Origin of the sequence: Fibrobacter sp. UWH6, from assembly GCF_900142465.1 — a bacterium.
Taxonomy (GTDB): domain Bacteria; phylum Fibrobacterota; class Fibrobacteria; order Fibrobacterales; family Fibrobacteraceae; genus Fibrobacter.
On sequence record NZ_FRAX01000018.1, the window covers coordinates 16,000 to 29,731 of the forward strand.

Consider the following 13,732-nt stretch of genomic DNA (forward strand, 5'->3'; position numbering starts at 1 on the left):
CGGCAACCGCATCCCCGACAAGGGCAACATCTTCGTATCCCTCAAGGACGAAGACAAGGAACGTGCAGTGCCTCTCATCAAGAAGCTTGCAGACCTGGGCTACGGCATCTACGCCACCCGCGGTACTTCTACCATCCTCTTCAACGCTGGTATCAAGACTCGCGCCGTGTTCCGTATCTCCCGTGGTCGCCCAAACCTGCTGGACCTCATCCACGATAACGAAGTCCAGTGGATCGTGAACACCTCCGAAACCGGTGCCGAAGCCATGGTGGACGAAATCCAGATGCGCAGTAAGGCAGTGGTCAGCGGCGTGCCTATCACTACTACCATCGCAGCCCTCACCTCTACCGTTGAAGGCCTCATGGACAAGTACGACTACGGCCGCTTCGAAGTCTGCAGCTTGCAGGAATATCATCGTCACATTGTGAAGTGACACGCTAGCGTGTCATCCCTTCGACAGGCTCAGGGCAGGCTCTGAGCGAAGCGAAGGATCTGGCAGCAATCCACGTGTCATCCTGAGCGAAGCGAAGGATCCAGGGCGTTGCCCTGGCGGGCCGGCCCTCTTGCGCTATAAAAAGACCGAGCTGGAAAAATCCAGTTCGGTCTTTTTTTCGTTCAGCCTCGCGCTCCGTGCGACAGCACAAGGCAAGCGCCGCGCGAGTCCGACCCCATGCGGGCTGCGGGGCCTAACGCGAAAGCATTATCAGAACTTCACATCCCTTAATGAAATCTTGCGCAACCGGATTCGTGTCGAAGTGTTTTCTACAAAAACTTTCCAGTAATCGACTTCCGCCCAGAAGGTTTCCGCCAAATCGAAGCGCCAGTAACTTAAGGATTTCTTGCGCTTGCCAAGCCACCAGTAGAGCCATTTGAGGCGACCGCCTCCTACATGGCGACCAAAGTTGCCACCCTGCAGGATTTCCCGCAGGAGCCACCGTCCACGGAATTCATCGGGCTTGCAAAGCATCAGACTTTCGTCAAGACCAAACGATTCACGAAGCAGCCACATGAGGGCCCCCGCAATTTTTCGCAATCCAAAGCTGTTCAGGTTCGCCTTCAGTTCGTGGCGATCACTTTCGCTGGAATGCCTAAGCAACACGTAATAATCTACAATCTGCCGGAGCCCTACCCCGCCACCAATAAAATGGCGATAGATGTGCGATAGCTGCATGGCCAGCGCAAACTTCATGGAATGGGCGCAGAAACCTTCGGGAACCTCCACCGAGTTCAGGATTTCCCTGTCCAGATATTTCAGCAGCCGCCTTGTCGTAAAAGGATTGTAGTTGCCCGAAGACGTGCGGAAATGAACTTCCACATCAATTCCACGGTCATTTTTCATGTGGGTGTGGTGCGGCGAAGCCTTCTGCGATTCCTGCATTCCAGTTTCCCGCAGCAAACCCACGACGCTCTTTTTCCCGCCGGAAACCCAGATGTCAATATCTCCCGGTTGCCGGCAAAGCGGATTCGGATAGAGTCTAGCGTTGGCCTGGCCTTTCAAAACGGCGCAGCCTCTGCCATGCCCCTTGAAAAATTCCGTAAGTTTTGCGGCTTCCTGATTCAAAATCTTGTTCAAGCCATTAAAGGATTCCGCTTCGCTCGCCCACTGGAACATCAGCTCCATGGGAGGGCGCAGCTCCTGAGGCAACTTCATCACCCCGTCAAACGCAAGCCCCAGAAGAGTCTGCCGGTCCGCCTCGTCGTAAATACGCTTCCACTCTTCCGCAGACAGCCGCGGAAACGCACCAGCACTTGCCCCCGGACACCCAAGCGCAATACGCAACAGAAGGAAAAAATTATCGTATCTGGAAAAATCCATAGCATTCAGACAAAATACTGTAAGGCCGAATATTTTATTTCGGGAAGATCCTTCAAGTTAGCATCATCTTTTGATGCTATGTAAAACTCATAGTATCTTTTGAACATTTCCACAATTCTAGTGTAATTTGAATTAAGCTCTTGGAACTCCCGTTTATCAATAGACGCAGGAAGACCAACATCTTCATCTACAATTACAACAGCCTTGCAAAAATCTAGTGCAGGAACTTTTTGTTCATTACTTAATTCGGAACGGCCAGATGATCCGAAAAAATATACGGATTGAGGAACGCCTTTTCGTTTTTTTGGCTTATGAGCATTTGTCCTAAAAGGAACAGCAAACTTTTTTCCAAAGGCCTCTATTATTAACGTTAGGTAGGGGCGCTGCTGCTTGCAAAGAATTTCGGAATCCAATACATGCTTTGCGTAAAATGCTGGCGTCAGTACAACAATGTTAATCACTTGTTCCTCCTTACAAGAAATGCCGGATTTTACTCCGGCACATCTAGTTGGCCTTTCTTTTTTTTCTCAGGTGGCGACCTACCACCCTGTTTCATCTAGTCGGCCTTTCTTTTTTTCTCAGGTGACGACCTACCACCCTGTTGCACTACTTAATATAGTTTTCCGCAGAACCTTTGTCAAGCACCTACCCTAAAATCCGCACAAAAAAGTCCCTCCGATTTTGGTCGGAAGGACTTTCGTTTTATACTTCAAGGCGAAATCGTAAAAAAAAACTAATCGTCAACGACAACACCCATTCTGTCGGGAAGGCTGCTCTGCAGCAAGTTTGAACGGTGCTTCAGCTTGATCACCTTCACCTGGGGCTTTTTGTACTGTTTCTTCTGCTCTTGCTTTTTCATTTCTACTCCTATTACTGAAATTTGCCGCCATAACCCTTGGGACCGTCATTTTCAAAACCGCTGTTTTGCAGCAGGTTCGCACGGTGTTTTAGCTTGATCACTTTTACCTGGGGTTTGCAATACAGTTTCTTCGGTTCCGGCCTTTTCATTTTACGATAACCTTGCTCTTGTTATTGAAGAAGGAGCCCTTAACGCTGGGTTTGCCGTTGAGTTTACGGCCCTTCATGTCAAACCAGCGCTCTCCCGCGGCGTTGAACTCGCCGGTGCGGGTATTGAGTTTACCGATATACAGAGTTCCGCCCTCATCGTCATCCACGACCACATCCAAGTAATTCGGGGTCTCGATACTGGAAGTCGAACGAGCCATGGGAGCCATGCCACGGAAGGACGGTTTCGGAGAAGGTGCCGGAGTTGCGACAGGATTGTAATAGAGGTAGGCTCGCATAGGCGGCAGATTTGCACCAGCGGTAGCTTTCACAAATTCGCCAATATGGACATCGGCAACATTCTCGGCAGCAAAACCATAAACATACCCAAGATCCGGATGACCTTCCTTCCAGACCATTTTTCCATAGGTTCCGCGAAGTTCCCAGCCATCACCCTCATCCTGGCCCTGGTCCGTGGGAGAGGCATCCAATGTACGTTCCAAGGTAGCCCCAGTCTTAAAGGAGATGGTCTCGCCAGTAGTTTTCACTAGGTACGGGGTGTTTGCGATCAGTTCGTCACGAACGGAACCCACGTGAACAGTCCAGTCATCCGAAGAAACATACTTAAATCTGTAGAATACAGCGCCCTCCACATTTTCCACATACATGCTAAAAGGCAGCGTAATGGTGGAGATTGTGCCAGCGGCAAAGGTCCTATTCAGCTCAATTGCGTCCACATCGATACTCCAAGGGAGCAGTACGGAGGTTTCGGAGTTTCCGTCGATAATTGCCTTGCTATCGTCATTGTATATACAAGCTGCGCCGTAGGTTGTGCCAAGGGCGGCCACCGGGGACATTTCAACATGGCCATCCACATCGGCAAAGCGCTTGTGGCACTCATTGCAGACATAGCCTGCTTCCCAACCTGTTTCAGAGCATGTGGGTACTACAGCATCATCGGTCCAGACCAGCATAGATGCGTCGTGATCAACAATGTGGTCCTCGTAATCCTTCCAGCCATCGGCAGACCTGTAGGCATCGGCTGAACCATGAGGCACGTGAATCAAAAATTCATCAGGAACGTTGAGGAAAGTCAGCCATTCCCCCAATTGAGGGGGCACTTTTGACTTCATATCCACACGAATCAAAGGAGTTTCTGTAAAAGCGAAATGCCCAATAGTTTCAATACTGCTCGGGATTTCAATACTAGTCAAGCGTTTATGATTATTAAATGCGCCATCGTCTAGTTCTGTAACACCATCGCCCAAAAACATGACACACAGACCGTCCTCGCACTTATTTTTCTTAATATCATACATAGATGAAAGCACAGGCAAAGCAGTATCACCGTCGCTGGTTGTGTAAGCAATATAGTGATTGCTGAAAGTTGCTTCTAGGCTATTCTGTTCTGCATCAACCGTGTATTCAAATGTTGCAGGAACATCGACATCACTGTTCCAGCTAAGGAACTTGTATCCGTCTGCAGGCTCCGCGGTAAGGGTAAGTACTGTACCAACAGGGTAGAATTCGTCGGGATCGTAGCCACTTACAGAACCGTCGCCAACCACGGTCACATCAACACGAACCGGCACCTGAATTTCAACACTCCCTGCGGCACCAGACCAGTTGCCACTTTCTTCGACCTCGTAGTAAACCGTATAATCGCCGCCTTTATCCGCACAAGGAATATTTTCCGAGTAATCATCATCTAAACTGTAAAGCATCGTTCCAAAGTTCGTAGATCCGGCGGTGACAAGTGCGACGCATGCACCAGCGTACTTCGGATTGGCAGAAGTCGGAGGTTCAACTGTAGGCGTAGCCTTCGTGATATTAAAGGATTTTGTTACAGGTTTTACCCAGTCATATTCACCACGGAAAGTAACTGTTACAGTTGCGGCGCCAACATTTACATTGTTGGTATAAGAATATTCGTAGTCGGTACCTTCTGTAAGACTGAGTGAGCCTGCTAAAACAAGTGGCTCAGGCTTTATCTCGCTACCCGTATAAGTCTGGTCGGGAACATTGTCCAAAGCAGCAACAGTTTTCAGAATAGACACCGACCATCTATCATCGCCAAGATCGGTTAGTATGATATCGTAGAAGCCCGATGGGATATTGCGAAAATAAAATATCGTCGATTTATCATCATCAATAAACTCCCCTACGCCATCGGAATATGGAATATCGACAGTGCTTTTATCTAACCTCAAATAAGTTTGGTCTTTAGAAACAATTTTATAATTACTGTTAGCTTCAAGATTTAATGTAGTCACACCATCGTAGATAATGTTTTCTTTAACTATACTGCCAGATACATTTTGCCACACAAACTCCGTCGTACCGTGAGGGCCTTGCTCAAAAATTGCACTTACCGTTACATTGCCCTTTGGCATCACGAAAGAATTCCCATCAATTACAACATCATTGTTATTGGCATCCTTTACGATAAGACGGCTAATTCTGTATCCAAAGTCTGGAGTAACGGTAATTGTCACCTTTTCCGTATACTTTGCCGCCCCTGCTCCTGTCAATGTACCATGCTCGATGTCGTTAGCAATGGAAATGCTATAATCGGCATCGTCCTTTGGTGCGATAACGCGTCGGTTGCCATCTTCGCTGATATTGAAATAATCGGTTTTATTGGCGGTCACATTGCTCTCGCCATGCATATAGGTAATATCTTTTCCAATACTTGATGCATCAACGAGTACTACGCTATCGTAAATGGTTACCGTACCAAATTCATTCGTACTACCAGGATTTACCAAACCCGAACCAATGCCTTCAGCTGACCCACCACTAGTTGCCTTTACCGAGCCCCCCTTAATGGTAATATTACCAAGTCTTACAATATTTGCGCCACCATACGCAAAGCCAGTTCCAATTCCGGCTCCAGATCCACTTCCGATAGCATTAATTGTTCCTCCTTCGATAACAATATCTCCACCATAAGCATCAACATACCGTACACAATCTAAACCAATACCTGCAGCTCCATCACTACCAATTGCTGTTAAGGAACCATTACCTTTGATAGTAAGTACAGTCCCTTCGCCACCAACCTGGATACCCGCTTTAAATACATTTTTACTTATACTTGAATATCCCTTAACATTATTTGAACCTTCAAGAATAATTGTTGCAGAGCCTTCGCAAACTATACCTCCATTTATTGTCGCATTAGAAAGTGTAATATTTGCACCATTGGCAATTGTTACCGTGCGTTCTGTTGTACCACTAAGAACATCATTATTTAGAGCAGTAAAATCATATGGTGCCTCCGCTAGATTTACATTGTACTCATGATTTATTGTAGCCGTAATATTTATGTCAGAAGTTCCAACTGTCACACTATAAACACCGTTTGATGCAACCAAAGCATTGGTTCCATCAGAAACATCAAATACCGTATAAGTATAGTTAGGTCTAAACTCAACAACCGTTCCTGAAATATATTTGCCGTCACCATCTGGAGGATTTGTGGAGCTTACAATTTCCATCTGTTCAGGGATAACGACAGAATATGTATCAGAGGCTCCTGCTGTCACATTTACATCACCATCTGGCATAACAAAAGTGTACTGACCATTTCCTGCATCCAATAACGATACTGCGCCACCATTTAATTTAATCGATTCAACATCAACTGCCGCGCCAATAGAAAGTGTAACCATCTCTCCTGTAAAAGCATATTCTGTATTTGCTGTTATTTGAGCCTTGATATTATCACTAATTACTATATGATGATTTAATGCTTTGGTTCGAACATATCGCTGTTCGCCCTCACCAGAATCATAAAACAATTTATCCTTGGCATTCCCTTCGACTGTCGACTCGCCGTCCTTAAATATCACATTGATAGTGGTTTGTCCATTTTCACCTTGACCGATACATTCAGCGCCAGATGATCCCTTAGTTGAAACAATTTTCTTTACAGCACTACTAATTGTGATGGTCATTGTACCACTCTTGGCCATATTTCCTGTTCCAATACCTGCTCCTCCATAACTGTTTAGTGCTGCACCAGTTGCAGTAATGCTTCCACCATTTAGCGTAATGCTCGATACATATCCATTCCCGCTACCGCCGATGCCAGCACCACCATATGCAGAATGTGTTGTTGCATCGATAACACCACCATTAATGGTAATGTTTCCACTTGTTGAATTATAACCACCACCAATACCAGTAGTTTGGCCTATTACCGTAATCTTTCCGCCATTGATAATGATGTTACCAAAGCCCGCCATATTAGTTCCACCAATACCAGCGCTGCCAAATACGTTTTTTGCATTAGCCACAAGCGCACCCATCGTCGCTTCATTCTCCGACTGTGCATAGACATTGAATGTCGCACTACTGCTAACGCCAATACCTTTATTTGCATTAAGAGTCGCTCCGTCAGCTAATATCAAATGCACATCACCATTTACCGTGATGCGCTCATCAATTGTTACATTGTCCGATACAACATACCAGCCTGCACTCCAGGTTGTCATAGAGCTAGTAATCGCTGTTGCAGATTCTTCTAGTGTTTTTAGAGAGCCTTTTTCGTCAAGATATGCCGTTTGGGCAAATAAAGCCGTGGGCAAAACTAGCATAGCCAGCACCGACAGAATGTTCTTAAATCCACGAAACTTCATAAATTTTCCTTACTTTTTCCTAATTTTCAAAAAAGATAGAAAATACACACAAATTTACAATAGCACAAAGGTCCTAAACAAAAGCTATTCATCCCCGGATAGACATAGCATCTCCACGAACTGAGGAACTTGCTTCTTCACATAGACATAGCATCTCCACGGATTGAGGAACTTGCTTCTTCACGTAGACAAAGTATCTCCACGGATTGAGGAACCTGCTTCTTCACGTAGACAAAGCATCTTCACGGATTGAGGAACTTGCTTCTTCACATAGACAAAGCGTCTTCACGAATTGAGGAACTTGCTTCTTCACATAGACAAAGCATCTACACGGATTGAGGAACTTGCTTCTTCACATAGACAAAGCGTCTTCACGAATTGAGGAACTTGCTTCTTCACATAGACAAAGCGTCTTCACGAATTGAGGAACTTGCTTCTCCACATAGACAAAGCATCTTCATGAATTGAGGAACTTGCTTCTTCACATAGACATAGCATCTCCACGAACTGAGGAACTTGCTTCTTCACATAGACATAGCATCTCTACAGGTTCGTAGAGCAGCTTCTTCACCGAAAACAAACTCCTTGCAAGTTTTTTTTGAGGCAATCGATTCCAATCGGGAATATTTTTCTTTATAAAAAAAGGCCTGCAAGCCTAGAAAAACCGGCGTTTTTTGAAAAATTTCGCGTGGTGCAAAATGGTTGCATCCTTTTTAGAAAACCTTCATTTACATACAAACTTTGTATAGATTTTTAAACTTTTCTTTAGCGGCGGACCCTTGTAGTTTAGTGATCAATGAGCCGGGAATTGCTCGGACAGATTGACCTAAACATCAACACTCTTTACGAGGGTACCTATATGAAAAACGTTAACGCAATCAACTTCAACCGCATCACCAACGACGGCTTCATCGGTTTCCACAACAACGTGGCAACGGCAGCCGCATCCATCAATCTCAAGGATGTCCGTACCCAACTTGACGCATACAAGGCAACCATCGGCAAGTTCTCCGACTACACCACCAGTGTGGCGGAGGCCGCGGCAAAGAAGGGCGCATCGGAACAGGATTCCAAGCGCACCATCGCATTCCGCAATTTCCGTGGAACGGTAAAGGTTCTCACAGGCTCCCTGGACCAGCAGCGTTCCGCCCTGGCCAAGGAAATCTGGGAATACGTAAAGGGGTACGGCAATGCAGGTTCCGTTGACCAGAAGAGCCTCACCGGTATCATCGAATCGGTCATTGCTAACGTCCAGGCGGTTATTGGCAAGGAAGAATATGCCGGGGCCCTGGCCGGGAGCGAACTGGAGCTTGCCTTCAACGCCCTGAAGGAGGTGCAAGGCGCATTCGCCGAAGCCAACCAGACCCGTGCCGAGGAACGCCGCATCCGCGAGGAGACCACCAGCAAGAATCTCCGCAACGATTGCATCAGCGCCTTCCGCCAGCTGATTAACTTCGCGCAGTACAACGCGGCCACCAAGGGTGACGAAAGTTGCACGGCCTTCATCGACAAGGTGAACGTATTCATCGCCAACAGCCGTTCCCTCTACAAGGCTCGCGCAAAAGCCCGTGCAAAGGCTCGCGAAGACACCCCGCCCACCACCGAGGCTATCGCACTTCCTGTGGAGCCCACGACCGGTGCAGCGAACACCGTAACCACAAACGGCGTTTCGGCCGAAAGGAGGATTAATGCCGCATAGTTCCGAAATAGAATACCGACTGCGCATCTCGCACACAAAGACACCCTGCCGACGCAGGGTGTTTTTTTGTTTCATCGGGAGATTTTACCCTACAAAGTTCAATTTTCAAGCACTTGTAGGACAACACTACCCTACAACCGTCAAATATTTTTATATTGTAGGGTAAGATGAGCGTTGTGAAAGGAATATTGCTAGAAGAACTCGATCGCCTGGAAAAACTTCAGGCGAAGTATGCCTCCGAACAAGCAAAACTCCCCTCATGTTCTCTTCGAAGAAAAAAAATAGGCAAGCAGGTATATCTTTACCATGTATCCCGTCAAAACGGGAAAGTTGTTACCAAATACCTCTGCAAAAGCGTCGATCCGCAAGCCGCGCAATTTGAAGAACAAGATGCAAGACGAAGAGAGTTAAAGGCAAAATTAAAGAAATTGCAAAAAGACATTGAAGAAGTAGGACGAAGCCTTGGAAAAGTCAGCAGAAACAGACAAGTCCTTTGACAAGGCCTCTTCAAAATCCTATATTATGGATGAGGATAATGCTATGAAGCAGTTTACTACATCCGAAGCAAGGAAGCTTTTGAAAGACATTCTTGCCGAAAAGAAACAAAGGGCGGAATATTTCAAAGCCAACGGTACTTTGAAGGGCTTTGCTCCCACAAAGTAGTTTTTTTGTGATTTATCCAGTAATTGAAGATTGCGACACCTTTTATTTTGAGACCGAAACTCAAAATAAAATTTCTGTCATATTCAACGACTTGACTTCGCAATTTGAAGCCAACTTCCCTATCTTCTGCGTGGACATCTATCGCGTAGAAAGCAGTTTGCTGCCAAATAATCATGTAAACGATATTTCTGGAAGTAATACTAGAGATACCATTGTTTCGATCATTCGAAACTTCCTGGACAAATTCGACAGCGCCTTGGTTGCGTTCATCGACACATCGACCGACAGTAAGGGGCGGGCAAGACACAGGCTTTTTCAGTCCTGGTTCCGTATGTATGGCGAAAATGAATTTTCCATCACCCCAAGAGAAATTTTCTTTAGCGAAACAGAGTCCTATTCGTTCTTGATTATCCGCAAGTCTTATGCAAATGCAGACTCTATAATCGAGGTTTTTGACAACTTCATCAAGTTGGCCAATGAGGCTGAAGACTAGCGTTTCGCGTTAGGGATAGTTACCCGTATGGGCGGAGACTCGCGTAGCGAGGCTCCGTTTTAACAGCGTTGCGGGCGGTCCGTAAGGGCCGACCGGAACGCGTTAAAATATAGCCCGACCCACGCAACGCGTGGGGAACGCCCTTATAAGAAGCATTCATGAACATGCAGCTGGCCGTCAAGGATGGCGAAAACGACGAAGCGAGTCAAGCGAAAATATGCTTGCATATTTTCATTTGACGAGCGAGGAAGTTGCACGCAAAGCGTGCCACTCTACATGATCGAAGTGAACCCCCGCGCCTCCCGCACCGTGCCCTTCGTCTCCAAGTCCATCGGCGTGCCTCTGGCAAGCTACGCTTCCCGCTGCATGCTGGGCGAAACCCTCGAAGAAATCGGCTTCACCGAAGAAGTCCACGTTCCGTACGTGAGCGTGAAGGAAGCCGTGTTCCCCTTCGTGAAGTTCCCGGGCGTCGACGTGACCCTCTCCCCGGAAATGAAATCTACGGGCGAAGTCATGAGTCTGGATCGCGACCGCGGACTTGCCTACCTCAAGAGCCAGCTGGCCTCCGGCAACCGCATCCCGGGCCAGGGCAACATCTTCGTCTCCCTCAAGGACGAAGACAAGGCCCGCGCAGTGCCCCTGATCCGCCAGCTGGTGGAACTGGGCTACGGCCTCTACGCCACCCGCGGCACCTCCACCATGCTCTACAACGAAGGCATCAAGACCCGCGCAGTGTTCCGCATTTCCCGCGGCCGCCCGAACCTGCTGGACCTTATCCACGACAAGGAAGTCCAGTGGATCGTGAACACCAGCGAGACCGGCGCCGAAGCCATGGTCGATGAAATCCAGATGCGCAGCAAGGCAGTGGTCAGCGGAGTGCCTATCACCACCACCATCGCCGCCCTCACCTCCACCGTCGAAGGCCTCATGGACAAGCACGACTACGGTAGGTTTGAGGTTTGCTCGCTGCAGGAGTATCATAGACATATCGTCAAATAGACGAGAGAACGGACCTGCGGTCCTTCAGACGAGAGACGAGAGGAACGCAGGATAAAAACGCCCTCTGCGTGTCATCCCTTCGACAGGCTCAGGGCAGGCCCTGAGCGAAGCGAAGGATCTGGCATTACAAAAGGACTTGAGTTTTTCTCAAGTCCTTTTTCTTTATGTACTATCCCAGCCGCAAAATTTCCCCCTTGCCCTCCCCTCTCTCCGTTTGATATACTGCAGGTACAACCATCAACGTTCGCTATGCGGACAAGGAGAAATCATGAGAAGCTACACAACGTTCAGCCTGCAGTACGCCCACCGTTTCTACGGTTTCAAGGGAGAGGCGCAGTATCTTCACGGTCACACGGGGATCTTGACCATCGAAGTGGAGGATTCCATCAATGCGGGGGTGAACATGGTGTTCCCCTGCAACGAAATCCAGAAGACGGCCTGGGACATTCTGCGGAATTTCGACCACGCACTCATTCTGCGTGAAGACGACCCGCTGCTCCCCGCGATTCTGGACGTCTACGAAAAGCAGGGCATCAGGAATGGCCATCCGCAAAACAAGATGAAGGGGCCTGCGTTCAAGACGGCACTAGCCACGGCTTACCCGGATTGTCGCCTGGTGGTGACGAAGGAGACCATGACAGTGGAAGGCATGATCAAGATTGTCTATGACCTTCTGAAAATGAAGCTGAACATCGCAAAGATTACCTTCACCAGCGGAGCGAATGCTGCCTCCCAGGAATTTCCTGTTGCGGGCACGGTCAAGCGCTGCCCCCTCTGCGGAATCGCCCTGGACGAAAACGGCGTTTGCCCCAAGTGCGGCTACAAGGAAAAATCGTAACATCCCCGCTGCCTGTCTAATTTAAAAGGCCCTGAGCATTTCGCTCAAGGCCTTTTTTCCTAACCCAAATTTTCCCTGTTATCGATTCATAACCGGCATATCCAATTCTTCGGCTATGATTTCAATTCTATAAACCCTTCGACCAATTTTCAGGAATCTTGTTCCGGGGTAGGAATTTTCAAGGTTCACCTGCACGTCATTAGCGCAGAAGCAATCGGTCACCGGTTCATTGCGATTGTATAGGCGGGTAACAACCAGCGTATCCCCGGAGCATTCAAAGCTCATGGTGCTCCTATTCGAGCAATCCCCGACCAGCTGCGGAATGATCAGCGCTGTACGGCCGTTGCTTTTCAAGAGCATCGTTACCGGCACCGCAGGCAGGATTTCATCAGAGCCCGTGGCGGACGCGTCACAATGCCCTGTACTTGCAAGTCCAACAGCCACTTCAAATTCTTCTTTCCGTTCCACATCGTAAACCTCGCCACGGAATTCCACAAACTTCGCATTTGCGAAATTAGAATTCAAGACAAAGTCATGATCACTTGTGCATTGGCACTTTGAAAGTGTAATTTTCTCACAAGTGCCAGCCGGATATTCAGACTGATATTCGCAAGGGAAATCATAGGACACATGCAGAGTGTCGCCATCCATTTTCATCACCACAGGAGCCGTGATTTCGCAATAGTCTTCTATAGCCGGGAGGCGAAGCACCAAGGAAGCCAATTCCTTATCCACAGAAATGGAGGCCACTTTATTGGAGGGAGAAGATTTTGCCAAGGCAACAACATCTATGATTTCAACATCTTCAACTTCCCCGATCAAGCAGCTTCCCGTTTTAACCCCACCGTTAAAAGTCACGACGGTATTTTCGCTGACGGCACTCATTTCGAAATGGTCGAAATCAGCGAAAGTTTCCTGAGGATTTTCTACGGGAGTTTCCTTAGGCGGTTCGTCACCATTACCGATCGGATCAACCGCGAGAATGGAATCCGGAACACTGATGCCAAGGCAGGGAGAAACTACCAAGTCGCTGAACAAAGCCCAATACTTATTATCATAGTGACCGAAGGCAAGATTTGCCTTACATTCATAGGAGTTCATGGCCCGATCGTGAACCATTTGGCCACCCAGCTCAGAGCAAGACGCTTTCAGCAATTCCGAAGCACGCTTGGTATATTCTGGAACTTCATCACCCTGATCACCAACAGCGGACTCACTGACAATTTGCACCAATACAGAATCTTCTATACGAGCATCATAAAGTAGTTCGCTACCATTATTTCGTTCACAAAGAACGTAGGCTCTAGTGCCCTGGTAATCCGCAGTTACAACACCAGCCTTGCGCGTAGTGGATTTACTGCAGAATTCACCTTCGCAAGGATCAACCATAACGAGGTCATCCAAATGAATTCCCAGATTTCGATAAGAATTCAGGACATCATCTTCTGACACAGTTTGGTCGGCACCGCCTTGCTCTTCCGGAATCACCTTAGTGGTGCCTTCATCGGAACAGGCCATCAGGCTCATGCCACAAGCCATCAAACTGGTCATCCAAAAATTATTCGTCAGCTTCATA

11 protein-coding genes and 1 pseudogene are annotated in these 13,732 nt (G+C 47.7%); 7 read left to right on the forward strand and 5 right to left on the reverse strand.

Annotation, left to right across the window (positions count from 1 at the left end; genetic code table 11):
* Positions 1-433, forward strand: a pseudogene (gene carB / locus BUB73_RS13635) (carbamoyl phosphate synthase large subunit); the annotation flags it as partial.
* 270 nt (positions 434-703) lie between these two features.
* Here carB and BUB73_RS13640 read toward each other — a convergent pair.
* The 4 genes from BUB73_RS13640 to BUB73_RS13650 all read right to left on the reverse strand — a co-directional run bounded on the left by BUB73_RS13640 (position 704) and on the right by BUB73_RS13650 (position 7,464).
* A complete protein-coding gene (locus BUB73_RS13640; protein WP_073286659.1) occupies positions 704-1,816 on the reverse strand; it encodes a nucleotidyltransferase domain-containing protein in 1,113 nt (370 codons plus the stop codon).
* Between the two features lie 5 nt (positions 1,817-1,821).
* Complete coding sequence (locus tag BUB73_RS13645) at positions 1,822-2,277, reverse strand: hypothetical protein (RefSeq protein ID WP_073233867.1); 456 nt, start codon at positions 2,275-2,277, stop codon at positions 1,822-1,824.
* Between the two features lie 272 nt (positions 2,278-2,549).
* A complete protein-coding gene (locus BUB73_RS17850; protein WP_254917750.1) occupies positions 2,550-2,675 on the reverse strand; it encodes a hypothetical protein in 126 nt (41 codons plus the stop codon).
* A 145-nt stretch (positions 2,676-2,820) separates the two neighbouring features.
* On the reverse strand, positions 2,821-7,464 hold the full coding sequence (locus BUB73_RS13650; protein ID WP_073286662.1) for an InlB B-repeat-containing protein: 4,644 nt from the start codon (positions 7,462-7,464) through the stop codon (positions 2,821-2,823).
* A gap of 859 nt (positions 7,465-8,323) precedes the next feature.
* Here BUB73_RS13650 and BUB73_RS13655 point away from each other — a divergent pair.
* The 6 genes from BUB73_RS13655 to BUB73_RS13680 all read left to right on the forward strand — a co-directional run bounded on the left by BUB73_RS13655 (position 8,324) and on the right by BUB73_RS13680 (position 12,156).
* Positions 8,324-9,163, forward strand: a complete 840-nt coding sequence (locus BUB73_RS13655; protein ID WP_139259225.1) for a DUF6261 family protein — start codon at positions 8,324-8,326, stop codon at positions 9,161-9,163.
* 167 nt (positions 9,164-9,330) lie between these two features.
* A complete protein-coding gene (locus BUB73_RS13660) occupies positions 9,331-9,660 on the forward strand; it encodes a DUF6788 family protein (RefSeq protein ID WP_073156520.1) in 330 nt (109 codons plus the stop codon).
* A gap of 43 nt (positions 9,661-9,703) precedes the next feature.
* On the forward strand, positions 9,704-9,826 hold the full coding sequence (locus BUB73_RS17855; RefSeq protein ID WP_256374941.1) for a hypothetical protein: 123 nt from the start codon (positions 9,704-9,706) through the stop codon (positions 9,824-9,826).
* A gap of 7 nt (positions 9,827-9,833) precedes the next feature.
* Positions 9,834-10,319 carry a DUF6169 family protein gene (locus BUB73_RS13670; RefSeq protein WP_073286667.1) on the forward strand — a complete coding sequence of 162 codons (486 nt, stop codon included), beginning with the start codon at positions 9,834-9,836 and terminating at the stop codon, positions 10,317-10,319.
* A 183-nt stretch (positions 10,320-10,502) separates the two neighbouring features.
* Positions 10,503-11,318: an ATP-binding protein gene (locus BUB73_RS13675; RefSeq protein ID WP_083539789.1), complete on the forward strand. Its 816-nt coding sequence runs from the start codon at positions 10,503-10,505 to the stop codon at positions 11,316-11,318.
* 268 nt (positions 11,319-11,586) lie between these two features.
* The gene (locus tag BUB73_RS13680) at positions 11,587-12,156 is read left to right on the forward strand and encodes a 6-pyruvoyl trahydropterin synthase family protein (RefSeq protein WP_073286673.1); all 570 of its coding nucleotides are present in this window, start codon (positions 11,587-11,589) and stop codon (positions 12,154-12,156) included.
* Between the two features lie 78 nt (positions 12,157-12,234).
* Here BUB73_RS13680 and BUB73_RS13685 read toward each other — a convergent pair whose 3' ends face one another.
* A complete protein-coding gene (locus BUB73_RS13685) occupies positions 12,235-13,731 on the reverse strand; it encodes a hypothetical protein (RefSeq protein ID WP_088658976.1) in 1,497 nt (498 codons plus the stop codon).
* Position 13,732: the final 1 nt, after the last annotated feature.